The 23,814-nt window shown below is 49.9% G+C and carries 25 protein-coding genes and 1 pseudogene; 21 read left to right on the top strand and 5 right to left on the bottom strand.

The annotated features are described in order from the left end of the window. Nucleotides 1-4 precede the first annotated feature (4 nt). From LK436_RS13605 to LK436_RS13640, 8 genes are all read left to right on the top strand, one after another. Complete coding sequence (locus tag LK436_RS13605; protein ID WP_227910077.1) at nt 5-232, top strand: hypothetical protein; 228 nt, start codon at nt 5-7, stop codon at nt 230-232. Then, nucleotides 232-1,371 (top strand): phenylacetate--CoA ligase family protein, encoded by a 1,140-nt coding sequence (locus LK436_RS13610; RefSeq protein ID WP_227910078.1) that lies wholly within the window; start codon nt 232-234, stop codon nt 1,369-1,371. Before LK436_RS13605 ends, LK436_RS13610 begins: the two co-directional genes overlap by 1 nt. Beyond that, complete coding sequence (locus LK436_RS13615; RefSeq protein ID WP_008395017.1) at nt 1,368-2,123, top strand: ABC transporter ATP-binding protein; 756 nt, start codon at nt 1,368-1,370, stop codon at nt 2,121-2,123. The genes LK436_RS13610 and LK436_RS13615 overlap by 4 nt, the downstream gene beginning before the upstream one ends. A gap of 11 nt (nt 2,124-2,134) precedes the next feature. Further along, complete coding sequence (locus LK436_RS13620; RefSeq protein ID WP_044930333.1) at nt 2,135-4,486, top strand: ABC transporter permease; 2,352 nt, start codon at nt 2,135-2,137, stop codon at nt 4,484-4,486. A gap of 121 nt (nt 4,487-4,607) precedes the next feature. Beyond that, nucleotides 4,608-5,189, top strand: a complete 582-nt coding sequence (locus LK436_RS13625; protein WP_008395015.1) for a cyclophilin-like fold protein — start codon at nt 4,608-4,610, stop codon at nt 5,187-5,189. A gap of 2 nt (nt 5,190-5,191) precedes the next feature. After that, entirely contained in the window at nt 5,192-5,449 is a 258-nt protein-coding gene (locus tag LK436_RS13630) for a hypothetical protein (protein WP_008395014.1), read from the top strand. Between the two features lie 29 nt (nt 5,450-5,478). Next, on the top strand, nt 5,479-6,345 hold the full coding sequence (locus LK436_RS13635; protein WP_008395013.1) for a DUF3737 family protein: 867 nt from the start codon (nt 5,479-5,481) through the stop codon (nt 6,343-6,345). Nucleotides 6,346-6,618: 273 nt separating this feature from the next. Next, a complete protein-coding gene (locus tag LK436_RS13640) occupies nt 6,619-7,242 on the top strand; it encodes a cyclophilin-like fold protein (RefSeq protein ID WP_008395011.1) in 624 nt (207 codons plus the stop codon). 283 nt (nt 7,243-7,525) lie between these two features. On the opposite strand, the gene LK436_RS13645 is transcribed toward LK436_RS13640, so the two are convergent. Continuing rightward, complete coding sequence (locus LK436_RS13645; RefSeq protein ID WP_008395009.1) at nt 7,526-7,837, bottom strand: YerC/YecD family TrpR-related protein; 312 nt, start codon at nt 7,835-7,837, stop codon at nt 7,526-7,528. 220 nt (nt 7,838-8,057) lie between these two features. Between LK436_RS13645 and LK436_RS13650 the strand changes: the two genes are divergently transcribed. After that, complete coding sequence (locus tag LK436_RS13650; protein ID WP_008395008.1) at nt 8,058-9,053, top strand: ABC transporter substrate-binding protein; 996 nt, start codon at nt 8,058-8,060, stop codon at nt 9,051-9,053. 124 nt (nt 9,054-9,177) lie between these two features. Next, nucleotides 9,178-9,813 (top strand): CatA-like O-acetyltransferase, encoded by a 636-nt coding sequence (locus tag LK436_RS13655; protein WP_008395007.1) that lies wholly within the window; start codon nt 9,178-9,180, stop codon nt 9,811-9,813. A gap of 128 nt (nt 9,814-9,941) precedes the next feature. Here LK436_RS13655 and LK436_RS13660 read toward each other — a convergent pair whose 3' ends face one another. Then, nucleotides 9,942-10,748: a putative hydro-lyase gene (locus LK436_RS13660; protein WP_008395006.1), complete on the bottom strand. Its 807-nt coding sequence runs from the start codon at nt 10,746-10,748 to the stop codon at nt 9,942-9,944. 188 nt (nt 10,749-10,936) lie between these two features. Then, complete coding sequence (locus LK436_RS13665) at nt 10,937-12,151, bottom strand: D-alanyl-D-alanine carboxypeptidase family protein (RefSeq protein WP_008395005.1); 1,215 nt, start codon at nt 12,149-12,151, stop codon at nt 10,937-10,939. Nucleotides 12,152-12,660: 509 nt separating this feature from the next. Between LK436_RS13665 and LK436_RS13670 the strand changes: the two genes are divergently transcribed. The 10 genes and pseudogenes from LK436_RS13670 to LK436_RS13715 all read left to right on the top strand — a co-directional run bounded on the left by LK436_RS13670 (nt 12,661) and on the right by LK436_RS13715 (nt 20,070). Further along, nucleotides 12,661-14,103, top strand: a complete 1,443-nt coding sequence (locus tag LK436_RS13670; RefSeq protein ID WP_008395002.1) for a hypothetical protein — start codon at nt 12,661-12,663, stop codon at nt 14,101-14,103. Between the two features lie 229 nt (nt 14,104-14,332). After that, nucleotides 14,333-14,503, top strand: a pseudogene (locus tag LK436_RS18565) (LysR family transcriptional regulator); the annotation flags it as partial. Nucleotides 14,504-14,515: 12 nt separating this feature from the next. After that, complete coding sequence (locus LK436_RS13680; RefSeq protein ID WP_227910223.1) at nt 14,516-15,223, top strand: LysR family transcriptional regulator substrate-binding protein; 708 nt, start codon at nt 14,516-14,518, stop codon at nt 15,221-15,223. A 138-nt stretch (nt 15,224-15,361) separates the two neighbouring features. Beyond that, nucleotides 15,362-15,715: a MerR family transcriptional regulator gene (locus tag LK436_RS13685; RefSeq protein WP_008395000.1), complete on the top strand. Its 354-nt coding sequence runs from the start codon at nt 15,362-15,364 to the stop codon at nt 15,713-15,715. 15 nt (nt 15,716-15,730) lie between these two features. Continuing rightward, nucleotides 15,731-16,597, top strand: coding sequence for a DUF3737 family protein (locus LK436_RS13690; RefSeq protein ID WP_008394999.1), 867 nt, complete (start codon nt 15,731-15,733; stop codon nt 16,595-16,597). 84 nt (nt 16,598-16,681) lie between these two features. Beyond that, the gene (locus LK436_RS13695) at nt 16,682-17,377 is read left to right on the top strand and encodes a flavodoxin (protein WP_008394998.1); all 696 of its coding nucleotides are present in this window, start codon (nt 16,682-16,684) and stop codon (nt 17,375-17,377) included. A gap of 39 nt (nt 17,378-17,416) precedes the next feature. Next, a complete protein-coding gene (locus LK436_RS13700; protein ID WP_008394997.1) occupies nt 17,417-17,626 on the top strand; it encodes a tautomerase family protein in 210 nt (69 codons plus the stop codon). Nucleotides 17,627-17,639: 13 nt separating this feature from the next. Beyond that, nucleotides 17,640-18,677, top strand: coding sequence for an aldo/keto reductase (locus tag LK436_RS13705; RefSeq protein ID WP_021966914.1), 1,038 nt, complete (start codon nt 17,640-17,642; stop codon nt 18,675-18,677). Between the two features lie 14 nt (nt 18,678-18,691). Further along, nucleotides 18,692-19,378 (top strand): carboxymuconolactone decarboxylase family protein, encoded by a 687-nt coding sequence (locus LK436_RS13710; protein WP_021966913.1) that lies wholly within the window; start codon nt 18,692-18,694, stop codon nt 19,376-19,378. Then, entirely contained in the window at nt 19,375-20,070 is a 696-nt protein-coding gene (locus LK436_RS13715; protein WP_008394994.1) for a DUF4405 domain-containing protein, read from the top strand. Before LK436_RS13710 ends, LK436_RS13715 begins: the two co-directional genes overlap by 4 nt. Nucleotides 20,071-20,146: 76 nt before the next feature. Here LK436_RS13715 and LK436_RS13720 read toward each other — a convergent pair whose 3' ends face one another. Continuing rightward, complete coding sequence (locus tag LK436_RS13720; protein WP_008394993.1) at nt 20,147-21,082, bottom strand: GTP-binding protein; 936 nt, start codon at nt 21,080-21,082, stop codon at nt 20,147-20,149. Between the two features lie 82 nt (nt 21,083-21,164). After that, nucleotides 21,165-22,316, bottom strand: a complete 1,152-nt coding sequence (locus LK436_RS13725; protein ID WP_008394992.1) for a CobW family GTP-binding protein — start codon at nt 22,314-22,316, stop codon at nt 21,165-21,167. A 303-nt stretch (nt 22,317-22,619) separates the two neighbouring features. On the opposite strand from LK436_RS13725, the gene LK436_RS13730 reads away from it, so the two are divergent. Then, nucleotides 22,620-23,813: an ion transporter gene (locus LK436_RS13730; RefSeq protein ID WP_008394990.1), complete on the top strand. Its 1,194-nt coding sequence runs from the start codon at nt 22,620-22,622 to the stop codon at nt 23,811-23,813. The last annotated feature ends 1 nt before the right edge of the window (nt 23,814 follow it).

Below are 23,814 nucleotides of genomic sequence, written 5' to 3' on the forward strand. Positions count from 1 at the left end.
CAAAATGAACTGTCTGAAAACATTAAAAGATTTATTTGTATTTATGAAAAACACCCGTTTGCCGGAATCACAAATGAAGGAGCTGCAAAATCGAAAGCTTCGGATGCTGCTCCATTTCGCTTGGGAACACTCTGCTTTTTACCGGCGTACTTTGAAAAAGCTGGCATCACAGAAGAACAGCTGGACAATTTGCCCCTTTCCTCCTTCCCCACTATTGATAAATCAGTTTTGATGGAGCACTTTGACGAGCTTATCACAGTACAGGATTTGCACCAAGAGGATCTTAGAAAATTTGACGCGGAAACCCAGGCGGACCGCAAGCCTTATCTTGGAAAATATCATGTCGTACATTCTTCCGGCAGTACAGGGAAACCCGGGTACTTCATCTATGATGAACCGGCTTGGCACACCATGCTCCTGGGGATTATACGGGGTGCCTTATGGAACATGACTGTGCCGCAGATTCTGAACTTGCTGGCCGGGAGGCCGCGTATTATTTACATAGCTGCCACAGATGGCCGTTACGGCGGAGCTATGGCTGTGGGAGATGGCATTGACGGCGTGGGAGCCAAGCAGATGTATCTGGACATCAAAACTCCCCTGGATAATTGGATTGATAATGTTCGGAGGTTCCGCCCCAACATCATCATCGGCTATCCGTCCGCCATTAAGATTTTGGCAGAATTAGCTGCAAAAGGCAAGGTGCAGGTACAAATCAAGCGGGTGATCTCCTGCGGGGAACCCTTAAGCTGTGGACTCAGGAATTTTCTTGAAAAAACCTTTCACTGTCCTGTCATCAATATCTATGGGGCCAGTGAGTCCCTGGCTCTCGGTGTAGAAACTGGGATGGAAGACGGCATGCTGCTGTTTGATGACCTAAATATCATTGAAGTGGAAAAAGGAGCCATGTACCTGACAAGCCTCTATAACTTTGCCCAGCCGCTGATCCGCTACCGCATTTCAGACTATCTGGTGCTCAAAGAGCCCATGGCGGGAAGCCCTTTTACCCGCGCAGAAATTTTGCTGGGACGCAGTGAGGATCTTTTGTGGTTTGAGGACGGGACCGGGCATCGTGATTTTCTGCATCCGCTGGCGATAGAGGGCTTCTGTATCGAAGGATTACTGGATTATCAGTTCCGGCAAAATGCTTCTGATTCCTTTGAAATGTTGGCTGAAGCTGCTTCAGAAGAGAAAAAGCCCGCCATTGAGGCAGAAATGCTCCTGCAGATGGAGGGAATTATGCGAGAGAAAAATTTAAGCTATGTAAAGTTTGCCGTGCGTTTTGTGGATGAGATTCTTCCCAGTCCGTTTACAGGAAAAAAGCCGCTGATTGTCCCATATGAGAAAACAGAAATGGAGGAAGCGGTATGAGAGAAGCCTTGCTGACAGCCGAAGAAATCACAAAAATCTATCCCGGCGCGCAGGAGCCGGTGCTGAACCAGATCAGCGTGAGGATCTGCCAGGGGGATTTTACCATTATCATGGGGCCCTCCGGCGCTGGAAAGTCTACCCTGCTCTATGCACTCAGCGGCATGGACGCTCTCAGCAGTGGAAAAGTGCTGTATAAGGAGCAGGAGTTGGGAACCCTCTCCGAAAAGAAGATGGCGGCCCTGCGGGCTAAAGAATTCGGCTTTGTTTTCCAGCAGCCCCATCTGGTAAGTAACCTGACTTTGTTCGAGAATGTGGCCATAGCCGGTTATTTGGAGAAAGGAAAGTCAGAGAAAACAGTCAAAAAACGGGCAAAATCCCTGCTTGCTCAGATGCATGCAGAAAAAGCGGGGGATCGCCTGCCTTCTCAGGCTTCGGGCGGCGAGGCACAGCGGGCGGCCATTGCCAGAGCTATGATCAATCAGCCTGGACTGCTTTTTGCTGACGAACCCACCGGGGCGCTCAACCGGAAAAACAGCGAAGAGGTGATGGATCTGCTCACTTCCTTAAATCAGAAGGGGCAGAGCATCCTCATGGTAACCCATGATGTGAAAGCGGCCATCCGGGGAACCCGTATCCTTTACCTGGAAGACGGAAAGATCCTGGACGAAATGCCGCTGCCGCCCTTTGATATGAACATGCAGAAAGAGCGGGAAGAAAAAGTCAGCGCATGGCTTACCTCTCTGTCCTGGTAAGGGGGCATGGTATGGAAATCAAGACATTGCTAAAATCCAATATCAACTCCCATCGGGGATCCATACTTGGCGTGTTTATTCTGATTCTGCTGGTTTCACTGTCTCTAGGAACCGTACTGACAGTATGGAATAATTCCAGCCGCTATGTGGACAGTGAGATGAACCGGTTGGGCTATGGGGATATCACTGCCTGGGTATCAGGGCTTTCGCAGACAGCTCCTTTAGCGGAGGAAATTTCTACCTTGGACGAAGTGCAATCAGTTGGGGTACAATCCCTTATCTTCTCCGAATATGAAATCGGTGACCAGGAGTCAGACAGCGAAGGCCAGCTGATTACCTATGACCCAGCGCACTATCCCTACAAATTCTTTGCTGATGATTTGTCCGGCTACAGGGAGGCCCCTGCAGAAATTGTGTCAGGAGAAGTCTATGCTTCTGCCTCTGCGGCATCCATGTTTGGGGTGCAGGTTGGGGACTCCATCACCTTTCCCATTGCCCGCAGCGGAGGAGATATGAGCTTTACTGTGGCGGGATTTTACGAAGACCCCTTTATGGGCAGCTCCATGATCGGAATGAAAGGGTTTCTGATAAACGGGCAGGATCATGAGGAAATCATCGGGATGATTGAGGAATCCGGCGCGGACAGCCTGGCTCGTGAAGGGTTTATGCTGCACATTTCTCAAGTTTATGGCAGCGCCTTGACCGCCGCACAGTTCAATGCTTTATTGAATGAGAATACCAGCCTGACAAGCTATGTGGAGTTTACCCACAGCCGTGAATCTATCTCTGGCTTTATGCTGACTTTGCAGAATGTGTTCACCAGCCTCTTGCTGGCCTTTGTGGCAATTCTGCTTCTGGCGTCCATGGCGGTGCTCTCCCACAGCATCGGCAGCACCATCGAGCAGGATTATAAGAATATGGGAATCCTCAAAACCATGGGGTTTACCAGCGGAAAACTGAGAAAAATTCAGCTTTTGCAGTACTCTATCACCACACTGTACGGTATGGGAGTGGGGCTGCTTCTTTCTATCCCAGCAGCCGGCCTGATTTGCACAATGACAGTGACTGCCACCGGATTGCTGATTCCATCTGCACTGCCCGCCTCCATTTGCCTGACTGCCTTAGCGGCAATTCTTCTCCTGCTGATGGGCTTCGTTTGGTTCCGCACTGGGACGATCCGCCGGATTTCTCCCGTGAACGCCATCCGCGGGACCTGGAAGAAATCCCAGGAAAGCAAAAGGGCGGCTTTCCCCATCCAAAAGAAAGGGCTTCCGTTCTGGCTTGCCCTGCGGCAGCTTCTCAGCGGCAGGCGCCGGTACATGGGAGCCTGTCTGGCGGCAGTATTGCTGGTGTTCTTTGCTTCACTCATTGGCCGGGTAAACGCCTGGCTGGGACCAAACGGTGAGGGGTTAATGGACGCCTTTAACCCCTCCGATCTGCACATTGCCGCCCAGCCTATGAGGGAAACAGCAACCCGCCAGGTAGAACAGACAATTGAGAGTTACACATCCATTATCGATTCCTATGATTTGGCCATGCCCAGCGTTTCCGTAAATGGTGTGGACATGACTGCCAACGTGATTTCAGAGCCAGAACGGTTTCATCTGCTCTCCGGGCAAACCTGCCGGGAGGCAGATGAAGTAGTGCTGACGGAATTTGTGGCGGCAGATTTAGGCGTCTCTGTTGGAGATAGCATTATCGTGGCAGGGGCGCTCGGCAGCGGAGAATATGTGGTCAGCGGTATTTATCAGTGCGCCAACGATATGGGAATGAACATCGGTATGAACCGGGAGGGTTATGATCGGATTGGCGAAGAATCTCCTTCCATATGGTGTACCCACTATTTTGGGGCCGACCTGTCTCTCAAGCCGGAGATTATGCAGGCTCTTCAGGATACTTACGGAGGAGATGTGTACCTCCATGAAAATTCCTGGCCAGGGCTTGCCGGTATTCTTTCCGCCATGCAGGCGCTGATGATTTTCCTGTATGCTATGGTGATTCTCTTTGTGCTGGTGGTCACACTGCTGACAGCGGGAAATCTGCTGCAGGCCGAGCAAAGGGATCTGAGCATTTACCGTGCCATGGGCTTTTCATCCGGGCAGCTGAGGTGTTCCTTTGCCCTGCGTTTTGGGATGATCGCCCTGTTGGGCAGCACTTTGGGGACAATTCTCAGCGCTTTCCTCACCGACCCGCTGGTGGCGATGCTTATGCGGATGGAGGGCATCAGCAATTTTTCCTCCCAGCCGGATATCTTTACCGCAGTGCTTCCGGGGATTGTGGTGATAGTTCTGTTTCTTCTGTTTGCTTATTCAGCAGCAGGAAAAATTGGGAAAACGTCTCTCGCTTTATTGGCGGAAGAATAAAGCAATTCCATTTGATTTAATTATGGAAAACGATAAAGTATAAGTATTTGATATTTAATCTTGCGGCTACTAAACTATAGATGGAAAGAAAAAATACAGCAAAAGAAGGAGCTGAAATACTATGAAAAATCCGTTTGCAGCCTTGATAGGCGTGTTTCTGACACTCAGTATTGCAATGGCAGGATGCAGCAGTTCATCCGGCTCAGCCGAATCCAGTTCTTCTGAGGAAAACAATCGTGTTTCTTCCTCTCAGACGGCCAGCCGTTCCAGTGAAGAGGAGGACAATATTCCGGTTTCAAATACCACGGAGTTAACAGTTCGATTTGGCGATGATGGCGAACCATTCGTCATGCACCTGGAGAAAAATTCTACTGCAGAGGCCATCGCTGGCTATGTTGGCACTTCAGATTGGCGGCTGCCGGTTTACAGCTATGATGAATCCGATGTGATGGAATATTACGATATCCCCAGCCGGTATGAGATTCCTGACAACAGCGAAACCGCAACAAAAGCCCATGCAGGCGATGTATTCTACTCGGACCCTAATCGCATTGTGCTCTACTATCATGATGCAGAGATCAACGAGCAGTACACCAGGATTGGTACATTTGATGCCACAGAGGAATTTGTGGACGCCGTAGAAAATAATCCTGTTTTGGAAGGCTGGGGCAACCAGATTGTGGTTATCAGTGATGGAGAATAAAAATGTGCAAAAATAATACAGCAAAGCGGGAGACAAACGGAAATCTTTATGCTTATACCGTTTTACAGAATCTGAAGGATGCCGGATGTACAGATGAAATGGTAGAGAAGTTTATGGCTCTCCAGGACAGCGAGGATGAGGAACAGCAAATCCGGCTCCTTTCCGGTCACAGGAAACATTTATTGGAAAAGCTGCATAAGGATGAAAAGCGAATCGACTGTCTTGACTATCTCATCTATCAAATGCAGAACAAGAAATAAAAATTTAATTGTAAACAGGAGGTTTCCATATGAGAACGATTCAGAATCAGACCTTTGATGCAGAGCGTGCCCTTTATGGCAGCAGCGACATTTTGGTAAAGGACTGCTCTTTTGACGGCCCAGCTGATGGAGAGAGCGCTTTTAAAGAATGTAAAGATGTGCAGGTGGAACACAGCTTTTTTAACCTGCGATACCCTTTCTGGCATGACCACGGCCTTTCCATCCGTGATTCGGAGATGACTGAGCTTTGCCGGGCTGCCCTGTGGTATTCTGACCACATTGCCATCGAAAATACCAGACTTCACGGCATCAAGGCCCTGCGGGAATGCGCCGATGTAAAGATCGCAGGCTGCGACATCGTTTCTCCAGAGTTCGGCTGGTCTGTCCGGGGTATCGAGATGGAAGATTGTGATGCCGAGAGCGAATATTTCATGATGCGTTCTGCCAACCTGCACTTTACGAATGTACGCATGAAAGGGAAATATTCTTTCCAGTACATTGAAAATTCTGTTTTTGAAAACTGCATCTTCGATACCAAGGATGCTTTCTGGCATGCGAGAAATATCACCGTCCGCAACAGTGTTGTGAAAGGCGAATACTTGGCTTGGTACTGCGAGAATGTTACTTTTGAAAACTGTAAAATCATCGGTACACAGCCCCTGTGCTACTGCAGGGGATTGAAGCTTGTGGGCTGTGAGATGATCGACTGCGATCTGGCCTTTGAGCGCAGCGAGGTAGAAGCTACGGTTACAACGCCGGTTATCAGCATCAAAAATCCTTTGTCCGGATATATTGCTGTTCCGGCTGTAGGTGAAATTATCCGGGATATTGAAGAAGCCAAGGGAACCGTGCAGGTGCAGAAACAAGAGGCTAAAAGCGTCTGCGCTTGTGCATGAGAGCGTAAAAGGGAGGCCTCGCAGTCTCCCTTGGGTTCTCGAAAGCGGACGGATAGAGCGACGGTATCTGCCTGGCAGCCGGGGTGTTTCTGGGAACCTGCTTTTGGTGGGGAACCCTTGCTGTCCTAACTCTTTTTATCAAAAGAAGGGCAGCCAAATTTCAGCTTCATACTGTGAACCGCATTTTTGGCGGAATCCTTTGTGCCTTTGGAATCATCGTTTTTGTCAGGCTGTTTCTATAAATCATTCTATTAAGAAAGTGGTGATAAAACTATGAAAAAAGCAATACCCCTGACACTGGCTGTTCTTATGTCTTTGTCGGTGCTGCTTACAGGCTGCGGCAGCAGTGAGCAGGCAGAGAGCACTTCAGAAAGCAGTTCTGCTGCCCAAATGGAAGATACCTCTTCTTCTGAAGCGGAATCATCTTCAGAGCCGGAAGCACCAGAATCGAATATCGTGCCGGAAGAACCAGAGGAATCAGATTCCAGCACAGTGCCGGAATCAGGGGACGTGGAAAATGGGCAGGTTGAGGAGGAAAACAGCGAAATGCAGATGAATGTACAGGTCGGCGGCAGCACTTTTACTGCCACTTTGGAAGAAAATGCAGCGGCGGATGCGCTGGTGGATATGATGGAACAAGGCCCCGTCACCATTCAGATGAGCGACTATTCCGGTTTTGAAAAAGTCGGGCCTCTGGGAACGAGCCTTCCTGCCAGCAGCCAGCAAACCACCACCCAGGCCGGGGATATTGTGCTGTATCAGGGCAATCAAATCGTTATGTTCTACGGCTCTAATTCCTGGAGCTATACCCGGTTGGGCCATATCAATGATCTTACTGGCTGGAAAGAGGCTTTGGGAAACGGCTATGTGACCGTCACCTTATCTTTGGAGGATTAAGCGATGAAAATAAAAGCAACACCGGCTGCTTCTAAATTTACTATATCAGGGAGCAGGTGCTTTACCGGATCCCTTTGAGGATTGGAGGGGGGTCCTTAAATGAATCGGAACCGGTGCGATCTGACACGCCGGTTCCGACTAAAATTCTTTTTAATTCCTATAGGACGCTGCCTGAATCCCGTCCTTCTTTTTCTGATGTCTTTTTACTATACCTTCTGTCTTATTCCCTGACGCTTCCCGGTTTACCCGTATGAGCCGCCTCCCGTTCTGCGCCCTTTGGCCCCTACTCTGTTTTCTTCGGCGCCGCATCGCCTGTCAGACGCTCAAATACCATGTCGTACCCATCGTTTCCATAATTTAAGGAACGGTTTACCCGGCTTATCGTAGCTGTGGATGCCCCCGTCTTTTCCGCAATCTCCAGGTATGTTCTCTTTTCCCTGAGCATCTTGGCCACCTCATATCTCTGGGAGAACGAGAGAATCTCATTTACTGTACACACATCCTCGAAAAAGCTGTAGCACTCCTCCGTATTTTTCAGTGTCAGAATGGCCTGAAAGAGATGATCAACAGCCTCTGTCTTTATCTTCTTATTCATGTATACAACTCCTTCTCAAATCTATAGTCCGTTATGGTTAATTTTAGCATACTAAAGTTGTAAAGTCCATAGTCAAAAGATAAAGAATCTATAAATTTAAGCCCATCCTTAAGCCACCGCAGAGTCTGACGCCTCCGTGGCTTTCCTTTACATCTCTCTTCACCTTTTTTCCTGTCCCTCTATACTATATTACTATCAAATCACAACCGGGAGGATCTACATGAAACGATCTGCTTTTGCAGCGGCGGCAGCCCTTCTTCTGGCCTCTGCCACGCTTTTTGGCTGTTCCGAAAAGACGGACGGCCTTACGCCTGTCACCTTAAATGAAGTTGCCCATTCTATCTTCTATGCCCCCCAGTACGCAGCCATTGAGCTGGGGTATTTTGAGGAGGAGGGAATTAACCTGACCCTTGTGAACGGAGGCGGGGCCGACAAGGTCATGACTTCGCTGATTTCCGGGGACGCCGACATCGGCTTTATGGGCTCCGAGTCCAGCATTTACGTCTACCAGCAGGGTTCTGAGGACTACGCCGTAAACTTTGCCCAGCTTACACAGAGGGCGGGAAACTTTCTGGTGGCCCGCACGCCGGACGACAGCTTTACATGGGATAAGCTGAAAGGAAAGACCGTACTCGGAGGCAGGGCAGGCGGCATGCCGGAAATGATCTTCGAGTTCATCCTGAGGAAAAACGGGATTGATCCAAAAACGGATCTGACCATCGACCAGAGCATCGACTTCGGCCTGACAGCCGCCGCATTTACGGGAAATGATGCGGACTACACCGTGGAGTTTGAACCTCACGCCACCTCCCTGGAGCTGGAGGGCGAGGGCTATGTGGTAGCTTCCCTGGGAGTGGACTCCGGCTATGTTCCCTACACGGCTTACAGCGCAAAGAGAAGCTATATTTCAGAAAACCCTGAAATCATTCAGTCCTTCACCAATGCCATCCAGAAAGGTCTGGAGTATGTCAATTCCCATTCCTCCAAGGAGATCGCAAAGGTCATAAAGCCCCAGTTTCCGGAAACCGATGAGGCTGTCATCGCTGCGATTGTAGAGCGCTACAAATCCCAGGATACCTGGAAGGGCGACACCATATTCGAGGAAGAAAGCTTCGATCTGCTGCAGAATATTCTCGAAGAATCCGGAGAGCTCAAGGCCCGTGTTCCCTACTATGACCTGGTAACCACGCAGTTTTCTGAGGAAGCGCTGAAATAGCAGCAGCTTTCCCTGGCCATACCTTCGCTCCTGTGCTAAACTATTCCTAAGCCCGGCATCACAGCACCATGGAGATGTCCGGCATTCTTACATCTTTGACATTTTCGACAGAGAGGAGAACGGCATGGGATTAAAACCGATCTGCTATGATTCCTGGGAGCGCAGGGAATACCTTGAATTTTTCAGAAAAACATCGATCTATATGACGGTGCGCATCGATATTACGGCTCTCTATGAGGCTGTAAAGCACCGGGGGCTGCGTCTGTACCCGGCTTTAGTCTACTGTGCAGCCAAAACAGTCAACAGCCATCCGGAATTCCGGTACGGAAGAGACAGTCAGGGGAACATCGGCATCTGGGACAGAATCGACCCGTACTATACAGTTCCCCGCAAAGGCGCCCCCGGACATTTCTCCATGAAACTCACAGAATTCTGCCCTGATTTTTCCCAGTTCTACCATGCCTTTGAGAAGGACTATGCCCTGGCGGAAAACTGCGGCAGGCTCCTGTGCGACAGCACAATCCCCGAAAATATCTGCGGCATCTCGATTGTTCCGGATCTATCTTTTGAGGGGTTCAGCTTCAGCGGTGACACGAAGGAGGATTTTATCCCCTTTGCCATGTTTGGCCAGCTGACCTCTGACGGCGGACGCATTACCCTTCCGGTGGGAGGAGAATTCTCCCATGCGGTCAATGACGGGTTCCACGTAAGCCTCTTTTTCAGAGAACTGGAGCAGAATGCCAGAGAGCTTTTCAGATGACAGGAGAGAGAGTCTCTCCTCCGCCTCTTTTTTAACTGCCCCTCTGCACAAAAAGGGAGAAGACTGACTGTCCCTTCCATCGGAACAATCAGTCTTCTCCCTCTCTCTTTCCCTATTTCTCCCTATTTCTATTTCTTTTTCTTCTCCAGGAAGTCATTCAGCTCGCTGTTCAAAATATCCGTGATAAACATATGTCCCGGCGCGTGGGTAATCACGATCGGCGGCTTGGCGTGCTCCACTGCCGCCTGCGGCGTAACACCACAGGCCCAGAATACGGGGATCTCCCCTTCCCGGATCTCCACCGGATCGCCGTAGTCCGGTTTTGTGATGTCTTTAATTCCAATATCGGCCGGATCGCCCATGTGGACCGGACAGCCGTGTACATTGGGATACCGCTCGGTAATCTCCCATGCCTTCTTTGCGTCCTCCGGCGTCATGGGTCTCATGCTCACAACTGTCGGCCCCTCAAAGACGCCTGCCGGCTCACAGGGAATGTTGGACTTGTACATGGGCACATTGCAGTCCATGGAAATGTGGCGCACGTCTATGCCCTCCCGCAGCAGTGCCTCCTCAAAGGAGAAGCTGCAGCCGATCAGAAATCCCACAAAATCATCCTCCCAGTAGGAGGAAGCATCCGTCACCTCATCCACCTTGACGCCGTTTTTATAGATAAAATACCGTGGAATATCTGTCACCAGATTAGCCCCCTCACCCATATCGTGGACTTCAGGGCTTCCCTCCACAATCTCCAGAATCGGGCAGGGCTTTGGATTCTTTCTCGCAAATTCCTTAAAATCATCTGCGTACTTCTTCGGGAGAATTACAAGATTTGCCTGGGCATATCCCCCGCACATACCGGCTGTGGGACGTGTAATTTCTCCTCTCCTGATAAGCTCCCTCACCTCTTTCGGTGACATCTTGCTGTAATCTGTCATTGAAACCCCTCCTGTTTTCCCGCGGCGCAGACCGCCGCGAATCTTCAGTTTTTGTGAAATTTTACATAAAATTAAAATAGTTGCTTTACTTTATTATACAAAACGCCGCCGTTCCCGTCAACCGAAACCGGGACCTTCCCTCTGCCGGGCTGACAGCAGAGGGCGGTCCCGGTTTTCCCTCAGACACTCTACAGAAGCGCCGCCTCCCAAACCTCTCTTATGACATCGAAAAAGGTCTCCTTGGGAACCTCTTTCGCTGCCACCACATCTACCTGGCCAATCTCCTTCCCGTTCAGGCGGTAGACCAGCTTTCCTACAATCTCTCCCTCCTGTACCGGGGCTTTAAGCTCTGTCTCAAATATCCACTCCTTCTCAATTCCCGAGAAATCCTCCCCTGAGGTTCCCAGATAGGAAAACGGCTTGTCGATCCTTACAGGAACCGTGTCCTGCACGCCTCTCAGTATCTGTACCTCCGGTATCTCCCCCACATCCTCGTCTGTATAAAGACGGCAGTTTGCATAGCCGTAATTTAAGAGAGTCACTGCGTCGTTGAATCTCGCCTTGTAGTCCGGCGCAGCCAGGATAACGGCAATCAGCTCCACCCCGTCCTTTCGCGCCGTGGCCGACAGACAGTATTTTGCCGTGGAGGTGGAGCCTGTTTTCAGCCCCGTCACCTCAAAGTTTGTGGCCATCTTCAGCAGCTTATTCGTATTGGAAAGGCCGAACTTCTTAGTTCCCTGCTTCGTCACATGGGTAATGTTTTCCATCCAGATAGTCGAATAATTAAAAATTTCAGGGTATTTCGTGATCAGCTCTCTTGTCATCAGGGCAATATCCCTGGCGGACATGGCATGGGAGGCCGAATCGGTCAGCCCGCAGCAGTCCTCAAAATTAGCTTGCTCCATCCCCAGCCCCTTCGCCCTTTCATTCATCATCTGTACAAAAGATGCCTCATCCCCCGCTATGTACTCTGCCATTGCCACCGAGGCGTCATTTCCCGACGCGATGACAATGCACTTGATCAGCGTTTCCACCGTCTGTACCTCCCCCTCCTCGAGAAATACCTGAGAGCCTCCCATGGATTTGGCGTGGGCGCTTGTCACCACCTCGTCCGTGAGGGCAATCTTCCCTGACTTGAGGGCGTCAAAGGTTAAAAGCAGTGTCATAATCTTTGTGACACTGGCAGGATTTCTCGCCTCGTCCGCATTTTTTTCATACAGCACTGTTCCTGTGGAGGCCTCCATCAGGATCCCGCAGGGCGCCTGAATCTGCGGCCCTTCCAGGGCAGCGGACGCAGGCGCCGACACCTCCGCTCCTATCTCCGGCTTCTGTGCAAAGGCACTTTGGCATAAAACAGCTGCAAGCAGGAGCGCTGCACATATGACAGACAGGATTCTCTTCATACAATCTGTCCCCCGACTCTAAACATATCCTCTTTCATCAGCATATGGACGCATCCTTTGTCCCTATTCCAGTTTTAAATGAATACTTCTTTGATTTCCTCCCCATCGCTCTGCCATTTCTGACAAAAATTTCTGAAATTTGTAATAAACATTAATGACACATTCCCGCAGGCTATGCTATAATAGTTGAACAGAAAGAGGCTGCGCGCTTCTGCCCTTTGAGGAATCCGGATGACACGGCACCCGCAGGACAGGCAGCTGAGTTTGCAGTCACAGCCTCCTTCCATATATGAAACTTTATCAGCGCAGACGTTATTTACCAGTTACCGGCAAAGACGCGCCGCCTGCCTGATGCCTGAAAAAGGCAGCCAGACAGGCAGCGCACGTTCTGCCTTTTTTGCTGTTCAGGGCCTGTCTGACTTCAGGGCGGCAGAGATGAAAAGCCGTTTCACCGCCAGGCACATCCTGAAGCATAAAACCACAGAACACAGAAACAAAGGAGATTGTCTATGAAAAACCAATATCTAAACCGCAGAGGGTGGAGCAGGCGCCGCCGCAGCCGCCGTCCCCGCAGACTCCCTCTGATTCTGCTTGGAATTGCAGTCCTTGGACTCATTCTGGCAGGAATCTTTATCGTTGTGAGCAGAGGCAACTTTGAAACATCCGGCCTGTTCCCCACGCCGTCAGAAACAGGAAGCGGCACGCAGGGACAGACAGAGCCGTCTGAAGCGCCGCTCTCTCCAGAGGAGGAACTTGCCTCCCAGCTTGAGCAGGCAGAGCTTCTGGCTGCCGGCTATGACTATGACGGAGCCATCGCTCTCCTCTCCGAAAATGAGGCCATAAAGGATAACGAGCAGGTAACCGCAGCCATCGCTGAGTATGAGGCCGCCAAATCCACTCTGGTAAGGGTCGATCCATACAAGGTAACCCATGTATTCTTCCACTCCCTGATTATGGACACCTCCAAGGCCTTTGACGGAGACAGGAAACAGAACGGCTACAATCAGATGATGACCACCAAGGAGGAATTTGAGAAGATCCTTCAGTCCATGTACGACCGCGGTTTTGTCCTTGTAAGTCTCCACGACATCGCCTATGAGACCACAGACGAAAACGGAAATCCTGTCTTTACAGAGGGCAATATTATGCTGCCTCCGGGAAAACAGGCCTTTGTCATGTCCCAGGATGACGTCTGCTATTACGAGTACATGGAGGGCGACGGCTTTGCATCCCGCATGGTTGTCGGGGAGGACGGAAAGCCCGTCTGCGAGATGAAGATGGATGACGGAAGCGTTTCCACAGGCGCCTACGATCTCGTTCCCCTGTTAGACGAATTTATTGAGGAACACCCGGATTTCTCCTACAAGGGAGCCAAGGCTGTCATCGCCTTCACCGGCTACAATGGAATCCTCGGCTACCGCACGGCAGCTTCCTACAATACGGATGAGTATAAGGCTGCCCATCCTGATTTCGATTATGAGGCAGAGCGTGAAAATGCCGCCAGAGTAGCCCAGGCCTTAAAGGATGACGGCTACGAGCTGGCCAGCCACAGCTGGGGCCACAGAGATATGGGCTCCATCTCCATGGAGGACTTCATCGCGGACACAGACAAATGGGATACAGAGGTTGCTCCTCTCGTCGGAGGCACCGACATTATCCTGTTCCCCTTCGGAAGTGATATAGGAGGCTGGCGTCCCTATGCCGAGGACAATGAACGGCTTCTCTATCTCAAGTCCAAGGGCTTCCGCTACTTCTGCAACGTGGACTCCGCCCAGTACTTTGTCCAGATCGGAACAGACCACTTCCGCCAGGGCAGACGCAATCTGGACGGCTACCGGATGTACTATGATCTTCCGGAAACAAATCCGGTCAAGACCCATTTAAGCGATCTCTTCGACGTGACCCAGGTGTTCGACCAAAGCAGGCCCACTCCTGTGCCGCCGATGTCGTAAACATAAAAGCCGGCTGCCTTTAGGCCGCCGCAGGCTCATATGCAGGGCGCCTGCAGGGACAGATTCACTATCTTCCCCTGCAGGTGCCCTGTTTTTTTACGCTGCAGAAAGACCTTCCGTCAGGTCCGGCCGACAGCAGAAAACTGCTATTCACAGAAAGCATATCTTATAGTCAGATATATTGTTCTTCATCTCTGCCTATGCTATACTTTTATCGGAGGTAAGGCAGATGGAACTTCGCGTATTAAATTATTTTTTGACAATCGCAAGAGAAGAAAATTTTACGAGAGCAGCCCGGCAGCTTCATGTCACACAGCCTACATTGTCACGGCAGATTGCCGATTTGGAACAGGAGCTGGGCGTAAAACTGTTTGTCCGCAGCAATCATAATATTATTTTGACTGAGGACGGAATGATATTAAAGCGCCGCGCACAGGAGATTCTGTCCCTGGCAGATAAAACAAAGCGGGATTTTCTGCAGAAAGACGAGGCTCTCTCCGGCACCATTTCAATCGGCAGCGGAGAGTTTCGCTCCACGGAATATTTAGCAAAAATCATTGCCGGGTTCCGCAGAAAATATCCCAATGTAACGTATGAGATATACAGCGGAAATGCAAATAACATCCGGGACTATATTGAAAGAGGACACTTAGACATCGGGTTAATGTCAGAGCCTATTGACATGCGCAAATATAACTTTGTCAATATGCCGATTAAAGAGCAATGGGGTTTGTTTGCTCCAGTCGATTCTCCTCTTTCTGAAAAAGAAAGCATAAGTCCTGAAGACCTGAAAGGAATGTCGATTGTGACTGCAACAGGCGATTTCAACCAAAGCCGTATCGGAAAATGGCTTGGCGATTACAGAGAACAGGTGGAAATCGCAGCGACGGCGAATCTTCCTTATAACGAAGCCGTGCTGGTGAAAGAAAACATAGGCGTAATGCTCAGCATAAACTTAAACTGCACCTACGAAAATCTGCGCTTTATCCCATTACGCCCTGCTCTGGAAGTTTCAACAGCCTTAGCGTGGAAAAAAGAGCAGATATTTTCTTCTACAACCTCCGCCTTTATCGATTTTGCATCACAATACCTGAAAGGCATATCTTGTGATGAAATATAAGTATTAGACATTCCATACAGGCAAATTTATAATAAAGGTGTTCCAGGACGGAGCACCTTTATTTTTATTTTTTGTTTTCGTCTTTATTTAATTTCTATTTTTATCACTGTTTTATTTCTATCGGAAAGGAGGGTTGAAATGACGATTAACGAGGCGAGCGAACGATATAAAATCCCCATTAAAATCCTGCAGGAATACGAAAGCTGGGGGCTGTGCGGCGAAGTCAAAAAAGTTATGGGCTCGTGGCATTATGATGAGAGCGATATGGAACGGCTGAGCACCATTATGACGCTTCACGACATCGGCTTTTCCAATGACGAGGTGAAAAAATATATGCAGCTTCTTCTGAAGGGAAAGTCAACCGAGAAAGAACGGCTGAAAATGCTGAGCGAAAAGAGAAACGGCACACTGGATGAAATCCATTTCAAGGAACGGCAGTTAGACCGCCTGGATTATCTCCGGTTTGAAATACAAAAGGCAATGAAGGCTTGAAAGGGGCAGAACGCTATGAAAACCATTGAAAATAAAACCTTTGACGAAGAGAGAGCTCTTTATGGCGCGCGTGATATTCTCGTAAAAGACTGCGCTTTTGACGGCCCTGCTGACGGGGAGAGCGCATTTAAGGAATCCAGAGATGTTGCAGTCGATCACTGCTTTTTCAATCTCCGCTATCCATTCTGGCACGACACGGATCTGAAAATTGAAAACTCGGAAATGACCGAGCTTTGCAGAGCAGCTCTCTGGTACTCTGAAAATGTGGAGATCAGCCATACCAGACTCCACGGAATTAAGGCCCTCCGCGAATGTGCAAATATTAAAATGCGCGGCTGCGACATCCTTTCACCGGAATTCGGCTGGTCGGTGCACGGTATCTCCATGGAGGACTGCACCGCCGACAGCGAATATTTTATGCTCCGCTCTGATCACCTGTCTTTCCGCAATATCCGCATGAAAGGCAAATATTCCTTTCAGTATATCACCGATTCCGTTTTTGAAAACTGCGTGTTCGACACGAAGGACGCTTTCTGGCACGCCAGAAACATTACCGTGCGAAACAGCACTGTGAAAGGTGAATACCTGGCGTGGTACAGCGAAAATATCACCTTTGAAAACTGCAGAATCAGCGGCACCCAGCCCCTTTGCTACTGCAAAAATCTGAAGCTCGTAAACTGCGAAATGATCGAAACCGATCTGAGCTTTGAGCGCTCCCAGGTAGAGGCAACTCTCACTGCTCCAATCGTCAGCATTAAAAATCCCCTGTCCGGACATATCTATGTGCCCCAGGTCAGCCAGATCATTATGGATATCGACGAAGCAAAAGGCCAGGTCATCGTCGGAAAAACGAGCTGTGAGAGTAAAATCAGCACTCACTGAAGGAAAGGGGCTGCACAATATCCATTTTAATATCCATTTTGAACCATAAAGGAAAATTTTTCAAACCAGAAAGGAGTTGTCGCAATGAAAAAAGCATTTACAGTTCTCGCAGCTTTTGCCCTGCTGCTCTCTCTTTCCGCCTGCAGCAGCACGGCAAATGGGGAGTCATCCCCTCCCCCACAGCAGTCAGGCAGTCAGACCTCTGCATCTGAGGAAGAATCAGATAGTCCAGGTGCTTCCTCCGGCTCCGCCGAAGAATCGAGTGGACAGACAGATTTTTCCGCGCCCGCCGAAACAGGCTCTGAATCACTGGTCGTTTATTTCTCCTGGTCAGGCAATACTGAAAATGTTGCAAAGTCTGTTCAGAGCCAGACGGATTCCGATATTTTTGAGATTGTGCCTGCCACATCCTACAGCGATGATTATGATACTGTTTTGGATGTGGCACAGGAGGAACAGAAGGAAAACGCGCGCCCTGCAATTTCCGGCAGCATCGAAAACATTGACCCGTATGATGTTGTCTATGTGGGATTCCCCAACTGGTGGGGCGATATGCCGATGATTCTCTATACATTTTTCGATACTTACGACCTGTCAGGAAAAACGATTGCTCCGTTCTGCACCAGCGGAGGAAGCGGTCTTTCCGGAACAGTCAATGAGATAAAATCCCTTGAGCCTGACGCATCCGTAACAGAGGGGCTTCATATCGGAAGCAGCTCCTCATCCAATCCCGACGATGCGGTCAGCCAATGGCTGAATGATACAGGACTTGCAAAATAAGAGGGCATTTTATTATGAAAATTGATAGGAGGTAATTTTATGCCGCATGTTGATATTACGATGATCCCCGGAAGGGACGATACGGCTAAAAAAGAGATAGCCCTTAAGGTACAGCAGTTCCTGGCAAAGGAACTGAACATTGACGAAAAATTCGTCTCGGTGTCCATTGAGGATTTTCCGAAGGAAGAGTGGGACGACCATATGGAGCGCCTGAAAGACAAAAAAATGTTCGTGGAGCCGGGCGTATAAGGAGAGATCAGTTATGAAATACACAAAATTAGGAAATTCTGACCTTCATATATCCCGTATCTGTATGGGGTGCATGGGATTTGGAGAGGCCGGAAACGGTCAGCACAGCTGGACGGTCGATGAAGAACATTCCCGTGAAATCATCAGAAAAGGCCTGGAACTTGGCATCAACTTCTTTGATACGGCAATCGGCTATCAGAGCGGTACAAGCGAGCAGTATCTCGGCAGGGCCATCAGAGATTTTGCAGAGCGTGACAGCGTGGTGATAGCGACAAAGTTCCTGCCCCGTACCAATGAGGAAATTGAAGCGGGGATCACCGGCCAGCAGCACATCGAAAAAATGCTTGACAAGAGTCTTGAAAATCTCGGCATGGATCATGTTGACTTATACATTTACCATATGTGGGATTACAATACGCCTCTGTACGACATTATGGAGGGGCTGAACAACGCCGTCAAAGCGGGGAAGGCCCGGTACATCGGTATTTCCAACTGCTTTGCCTATCAGCTTGCAAAGGCAAACGCCCTTTCCGAAAAAGAAGGTTTTGCAAAATTTGTATCGGTGCAGGGACATTACAATCTGATCTTCAGGGAGGAAGAACGGGAAATGGCGAAGCTCTGCCGTGAGGATAATATAGCCATGACACCCTACAGCGCACTTGCAGGCGGCCGGCTCTCCAAATACCCCGGCGAAACCTCAAAGCGTTTGCAGGAGGACAGCTATGCTCATCTGAAATACGACGCTACCGCCAGGCAGGACAGCATCATCATCGACCGTGTGATACAGCTTGCCAATAAGCGCGGAGTATCTATGACTGAAATCTCCCTTGCCTGGCTGCTGACAAAGGTTACTGCTCCTGTCGTGGGCGCAACGAAGCTTCACCAGGTTGAGGGCATGGCGAAAGCTGCCGGGCTTACTCTGACTGACGATGAGCTCGCATTTTTAGAGGAACCCTATGTTCCCCACAATCTGGTAGGCGTAATGGCGCAGAACACCCCTGAAGCCGCAAGAGAAAAACACGTGTGGTCTACAGGCAGCCAAAAAATCTGAAAGGAGACAAAAAAATGAATTTAAAGAAAACAGATCCTGAATTTGCAGAACGCTTTGAGCATTTTGCCTTTGATGAAGTTGTAAACGAAGAAAACCAGCAGTTGGAGCCGCCAACCCGCTGTCTGGCAATTTTGGCAGCGCTGATCGGCTGCGGAGGTGTGGATGCCTATAGAGAAATGCTCCCTCAGGCGTTGGAAAACGGCATCACCCCCATAGCGGCAAAGGAGATCGTTTATCAGGCCGCCGACTATCTGGGGTATGGCAGAATGCTGCCGTTTCTGAATGTTACCAATGAGGTGCTGACCGAGAGAGGCATAGAGCTTCCCCTTGACGGACAGGCGACGACTACCCTTGCCGACAGGCTGGAAAAAGGGATCGAGGCACAGGCGGCAATTTTCGGTGAGCATATGAAGGAGGCCTGGAAAACAGGCCATATCAACCGCTGGCTGGCGGCAAACTGCTTTGGCGATTACTACACCCGAACGGGCCTTGGCCTGGCAGAGCGTGAGCTGATTACCTTTTGCTTCCTTATGGCCCAGGGTGGCTGTGAGCCTCAGCTGATTGCCCACGCAAAAGGAAATTTGAATCTTGGAAATGACAGGGACTTTTTGATTCGTGTTGTTTCCGGGTGCCTGCCCTACATCGGTTATCCCCGCAGCCTGAACGCCATTGCCTGCATAGGTAAGGCGGTGGAGGAATGAAACCGAAAGCCGTTATAAAATTAGCCGTCGACGTTTTCATGACACTGGCCCTGCTTTTTTTAATGGGCTATCAGTTTTGGGGAGAAGCGCCCCATGAATGGGTGGGTGCCGGAATGTTCCTTCTTTTTGTGGCCCACCACCTTCTGAACGGGCGCTGGCATAAAACCCTGTTCAAGGGGAAATACAGCGCACTGCGCACTGTGACGCTCTGTGTCGATTTGCTTCTCCTGCTTGCAATGCTGGCTCAGATGTACAGCGGTATTGTGATGTCCCGCTATGTATTTGCCTTCCTGCCGGGGACAGGCGGCATGTCCCTGGCTCGCCGGCTCCATATTCTCGGGGCATATTGGGGCTTTCTCCTGATGAGCGTGCATTTGGGACTTCACTGGAATATGATTTTGGGAATGCTGCGAAAAGCGTTAAAGATAAAAAGTAAAACAAAAAGCCCCAGTATGATCGCCTTCGCCGCAGGATTAACTATCTCCGGATATGGCATATGGGTCTTCATCAGCAGAGGTTTCCCCACCTGTCTGTTTTTGAAAAGCGAGTTTGTATTTCTGGATTACAGCGAACCGAAAATTTTCTTTTATATGGATTATCTTGCGCTTATGGGACTTTGTATTTTTATCGCTCACTACAGTACAAAGCTCATGGAGCAGTTACAAAAGCGAAGAAGTCATAACGGGATTTGAAATTTCAGCCTTGCCGCCTGTGCAGAGCAGAAAACGGACTCCGAAGAGTCCGTTTTCTGCTGTATCATCCATCTTTTTAAAACTGTACAATCTCTTTAATGGGCTCTGCCGGCTCCACATAGTCAGCGTAAAGCATCGGCCCCTCTCCCTCATACTCAGGGCTGTACTCGTACTCCACACGGGCCTTTACCTTCACCCACTGCTTTGTCTCCAGGAGCCTTGCGTTCTTGGCCTTGCACATAAATCCAAGGAAGGTCATGTCGGCCTCGCAGCAGGTCATGGCCATGCGCCCAGGCACAAAGTAATTCTTCGGGAAGTCCGGTGTCTTTAACACCATGGCTGTAAATTCCACCACCTTGCCCCGGTAGCGATCCGGCTTGTCCAATGCGTCGATATACCAGATTCCATAGGCCTCCGGGGAGATCTCAATTACATCGGCATTTACATCGTACGGCAGATCCGCCTCTGTCACTTCCTCTATCTGACCCTCAGAGTCCTCAAAAATAATCTCTACCTGCGGATTCATCCCCTTGAGGGTTCTTCTGTAGGTATCCAGATCCTCTATGTCGTCGCAGCGGTTCATGATAATCATCTCTGAATTTCTCACCATTGCCCCCACCAGCGGCTTCATATTGTTCAGATAAAGCTCAAAAGTGGACCCGTCGATAATGGTGATCTGCTGGTACAGCTCCCAGTCTGCCGGCAGCTTCAGCTCGTCCAGGCTCCACATTCCGTTCCACTCCATAAGCACCCGCTCCGGGTTGTAGAGCAGTTCCAGATCGGAGAGATATTCCGGAGTCAGCTTTGACAGCTCGTCCACATACACGACAGCTGTCCGGTTCTCCTCCAGAAACTCGTCCTCATACTCCTCCTCGCCTTCCTCGCAGACAATCAGAAGTGTTTTTCCCTCTGTCTTAAAATAATCCTGATCCATGGTGAATTTGATAAACTCAGTCTTTCCTGCTTCCAGAAAACCATTGATCAGAAAAAGCGGCATACGCTCCTCGTCCATCTGTCGTCCTCCTGTTTTTCAGCAGCCATGGGCCGTAAATCTGCCTGCCCGATGGCTGCTCTCTTCTTTTACCTCTGCCTGGCTACTGAGCGCTGAACGCTTCCTCCAGCGCCTTCTCATCCAGATTTGCTCCGATTACGCAGACCTTGCCTGTATAGTCGGCAGAGCCCTCACGGATCTCCACCTGCTCCGGCACCAGATCAAAGTGCATCCATGTCCCGTCTGCAGCCGGGAGCATTCCCTTAGCCCGAAGAACCTCTCCGTACTTTCCGCTGTACGCCAGATCCTTAAGAATCTGTTCCAGTCTCTCTCTGCTGACGCCGATTACATTCTCGCGCCCCCAGCTTGTAAATACGTCATCGGCATGATGGTGGTGATGATCGTGGTCATGGCAGCCGCAGGTGCAGTTCTCACCGTGGTCGTGATCGTGGTGATCATGGTGGTGATCATGGTGATGGTCATGACCGCAGCACTCTCCCTCCTCGTGATCGTGGTGGTGGCCGTGGCCGCAGCACTCTCCTTCTCCGTGATCATGGTGATGGCCGTGGCCGCAGCACTCTCCCTCCTCGTGATCGTGGTGATGGCCGTGCTCATGGGCGTGCTCTCTGGCCTCCTTCATGAGCTCTTCCATCATATTGTCCTTCTTCTCGATAATTTCCAGAAGCTGTGTTCCAGCAAGCTGGCTGACAGGTGTAGTCACAATCGCCGCATCCTGATTGTGCTGGCGGATCATCTCCACAGCAATCTGTACCTTTTTCGGATCTGTTATGTCAGTTCTGCTGAGTACAATGGTTCCGGCATTTTCAATCTGGTTGTTGAAAAACTCGCCGAAATTCTTCATATACATGCGCACCTTGCTGGCATCAGCCACAGTGACAGCACTGTTTAACTCAACCTCGATCTCGGAGGCAACATCTCTGACAGCCTTCATCACATCGGAGAGCTTGCCTACTCCGGATGGCTCAATGATCACACGGTCAGGAGTATATTTCGTGAGCACCTCTGCCAGAGATTTTCCGAAATCTCCCACAAGGGAACAGCAGATGCAGCCGGAATTCATCTCGCGGATCTCTATTCCCGCATCCTTCAAAAAGCCTCCGTCAATACCGATCTCTCCAAACTCATTCTCAATCAGAACGACCTTTTCACCGGAAATCGCCTCTTTTAACAGGCGCTTGATAAAAGTAGTCTTTCCTGCACCCAGGAAACCGGAAATAATATCAATCTTTGTCATCTCTATCTACCTTCTTTTCTGTAATTATCTTTCTGAAGCCCCTGGCTTCTCTCAATATGCAGCGACAAAAGCGAACCCTTCGTCCGCCTCAGTCCAGTATATAATTTTGACACAAAACCCCTGTAAAGTCAACCGCTTCCCCTTTTCGCTTTCGGCACAGGACAGGGATTCTCCTTTAGCCGCACCGGCTAAAAAGCGCAGTACGGATTTTCAGGCCCTGAAACCGGGAGGGATGGACTGGATTCTTCCACAGAAAAGTGCTAATATGGTTTTAAATTATCTGGTACAAAGGAGAAAAGAGCTGTGAAGGTTCCTGCCAAGCGCCGTGTCTTTGAGATCATTCAGATTGGACGAGATCATGACATCGCCAGTATTGTCTTTGACTTTTTTATTGCATTTATTATTTTTTTGAACTTATTTATTACCCTGTTTGAGACCTTTGAACAGTCCCGGCCGTATCTTCCCCTGCTCCGCAGCCTGGAACTGATCACCTCCTGCATTTTTGCAGTGGAATATATGCTTCGCATCTGGACCGCAGAATACCTGTATCCCAGAAAAAGCCGCAGGCAGGCAAGGATTTCTTTTATGTTTTCTTTTTTCGGCATCATCGACCTGCTGTCTTTCCTGCCGTATTTCCTTCCCGTGATATTTCCCATGGGTATTGTCACGTTCCGGATGTTCCGGGTAGTGCGTATTTTCAGGCTGTTCCGCATCAACATGTATTACGACGCATTTAATGTAATTACCGATGTCCTCCACGAGAAGAAGGATCAGATTTTTTCGTCCGTCTGTATCCTGCTGATCCTGATTGTGGCATCCTCTCTGTTTATGTACAGCCTGGAGCATGACGTACAGCCGGACAAATTTCAGAACGCATTTTCCGGAATCTGGTGGGCAGTGTCTACCCTGCTGACCGTAGGCTACGGAGACATCTACCCGGTGACCAATGCCGGGCAGCTGGTGGGCATCGTGATCGCCTTTCTGGGCGTGGGAACTGTAGCGATTCCCACCGGTATTATATCTGCTGGTTTTGTGGAGCAGTATACCAAGCTGAAATCTATGGCTGATTACTCAGAGGAAACAAATATCCGCTTTATCAGCCTGGCCGTAGGAGAGCACCATCCCTGGGAACACATGCGGGTCTCCGATCTGCCGCTGCCTCCGGAGATGATTCTGGCCGTCATCCGCCGCGGAAAAAGAACAATCGTTCCGAAAGGAAATGTGGAAATTGAGATAGGTGACCGCCTGATTTTCGGCGCCAAAGGCTATCAGGACGACGTGGGCATTACCCTGAAAGAACTGCAGCTGTGGGATCGCCATCCGTGGGTGGGAACGGCTATCCGTGACTTGAATATTTCCCGTAAGACGCTGATCGTGATCGTGCAGCGCGGGGAAAAGATCCTGATCCCCAGCGGCTCTCTGGTGCTGCGCGCCGAGGACAAGGTGATTCTGTATACAAAGCGGGATGTAAGAGACAGTGTGGAAATTGAAGTGTAGA

It is taken from the genome of Clostridium sp. M62/1, assembly GCF_020736365.1.
Lineage (GTDB): Bacteria > Bacillota > Clostridia > Lachnospirales > Lachnospiraceae > Otoolea > Otoolea saccharolyticum_A.

Excerpts from the sequence above, each read along its gene's own strand:
- LK436_RS13650 (WP_008395008.1), top strand. The coding sequence starts at position 8,058 with ATGAAACGATCTGCTTTTGCAGCGGCGGCAGCCCTTCTTCTGGCCTCT.
- LK436_RS13685 (WP_008395000.1), top strand. The coding sequence starts at position 15,362 with ATGACGATTAACGAGGCGAGCGAACGATATAAAATCCCCATTAAAATC.
- LK436_RS13660 (WP_008395006.1), bottom strand. The coding sequence starts at position 10,748 with ATGACAGATTACAGCAAGATGTCACCGAAAGAGGTGAGGGAGCTTATC.
- LK436_RS13680 (WP_227910223.1), top strand. The coding sequence starts at position 14,516 with ATGATATTAAAGCGCCGCGCACAGGAGATTCTGTCCCTGGCAGATAAA.
- LK436_RS13630 (WP_008395014.1), top strand. The coding sequence starts at position 5,192 with ATGTGCAAAAATAATACAGCAAAGCGGGAGACAAACGGAAATCTTTAT.
- LK436_RS13700 (WP_008394997.1), top strand. The coding sequence starts at position 17,417 with ATGCCGCATGTTGATATTACGATGATCCCCGGAAGGGACGATACGGCT.
- LK436_RS13690 (WP_008394999.1), top strand. The coding sequence starts at position 15,731 with ATGAAAACCATTGAAAATAAAACCTTTGACGAAGAGAGAGCTCTTTAT.
- LK436_RS13605 (WP_227910077.1), top strand. The coding sequence starts at position 5 with ATGAACTGTCTGAAAACATTAAAAGATTTATTTGTATTTATGAAAAAC.
- LK436_RS13635 (WP_008395013.1), top strand. The coding sequence starts at position 5,479 with ATGAGAACGATTCAGAATCAGACCTTTGATGCAGAGCGTGCCCTTTAT.
- LK436_RS13720 (WP_008394993.1), bottom strand. The coding sequence starts at position 21,082 with ATGGACGAGGAGCGTATGCCGCTTTTTCTGATCAATGGTTTTCTGGAA.
- LK436_RS13670 (WP_008395002.1), top strand. The coding sequence starts at position 12,661 with ATGAAAAACCAATATCTAAACCGCAGAGGGTGGAGCAGGCGCCGCCGC.
- LK436_RS13665 (WP_008395005.1), bottom strand. The coding sequence starts at position 12,151 with ATGAAGAGAATCCTGTCTGTCATATGTGCAGCGCTCCTGCTTGCAGCT.
- LK436_RS13640 (WP_008395011.1), top strand. The coding sequence starts at position 6,619 with ATGAAAAAAGCAATACCCCTGACACTGGCTGTTCTTATGTCTTTGTCG.
- LK436_RS13710 (WP_021966913.1), top strand. The coding sequence starts at position 18,692 with ATGAATTTAAAGAAAACAGATCCTGAATTTGCAGAACGCTTTGAGCAT.
- LK436_RS13725 (WP_008394992.1), bottom strand. The coding sequence starts at position 22,316 with ATGACAAAGATTGATATTATTTCCGGTTTCCTGGGTGCAGGAAAGACT.
- LK436_RS13695 (WP_008394998.1), top strand. The coding sequence starts at position 16,682 with ATGAAAAAAGCATTTACAGTTCTCGCAGCTTTTGCCCTGCTGCTCTCT.
- LK436_RS13610 (WP_227910078.1), top strand. The coding sequence starts at position 232 with ATGGAGCACTTTGACGAGCTTATCACAGTACAGGATTTGCACCAAGAG.
- LK436_RS13715 (WP_008394994.1), top strand. The coding sequence starts at position 19,375 with ATGAAACCGAAAGCCGTTATAAAATTAGCCGTCGACGTTTTCATGACA.
- LK436_RS13645 (WP_008395009.1), bottom strand. The coding sequence starts at position 7,837 with ATGAATAAGAAGATAAAGACAGAGGCTGTTGATCATCTCTTTCAGGCC.
- LK436_RS13655 (WP_008395007.1), top strand. The coding sequence starts at position 9,178 with ATGGGATTAAAACCGATCTGCTATGATTCCTGGGAGCGCAGGGAATAC.
- LK436_RS13625 (WP_008395015.1), top strand. The coding sequence starts at position 4,608 with ATGAAAAATCCGTTTGCAGCCTTGATAGGCGTGTTTCTGACACTCAGT.
- LK436_RS13705 (WP_021966914.1), top strand. The coding sequence starts at position 17,640 with ATGAAATACACAAAATTAGGAAATTCTGACCTTCATATATCCCGTATC.
- LK436_RS13615 (WP_008395017.1), top strand. The coding sequence starts at position 1,368 with ATGAGAGAAGCCTTGCTGACAGCCGAAGAAATCACAAAAATCTATCCC.
- LK436_RS13620 (WP_044930333.1), top strand. The coding sequence starts at position 2,135 with ATGGAAATCAAGACATTGCTAAAATCCAATATCAACTCCCATCGGGGA.